A 296-nucleotide genomic window follows, 5' to 3' on the forward strand; every position below is an offset into this window, starting at 1 on the left:
TTTGCGGGCTGCATACCGGCGTGGTCAATGGCTTCAGGCCGATGGCCACTGCGAACCGACGCGTGTCGTCGGCCGTGTAGCCCGAACCGTTGTCGCTCAGCCACTCGATTTCGGACGGCGTATGCAGCTCGTTGCCAAACCGATTTTTCACTGCAGCCAGCATCACGTCGCGCACGATGTCGCCGCTGTGGCCTGCCGTCGTAGCCGTCCAGCTCATTGCCTCACGGTCACAGCAATCCAGCGCGAACGTTACGCGCAGCGGCTCGCCGTTGTCGCAGCGGAACTCGAAGCCGTCC

1 protein-coding gene is annotated in these 296 nt (G+C 63.5%); it reads right to left on the minus strand.

Annotated features, from left to right (window positions below; translation table 11 throughout):
• On the minus strand, positions 1–296 hold a 296-nt coding region (locus DPV74_RS41880; RefSeq protein ID WP_162923367.1), incomplete at both ends, for a DDE-type integrase/transposase/recombinase.

Source organism: Burkholderia sp. HAN2018, assembly GCF_024704855.1.
Classification (GTDB): Bacteria; Pseudomonadota; Gammaproteobacteria; order Burkholderiales; family Burkholderiaceae; genus Burkholderia; species Burkholderia cepacia.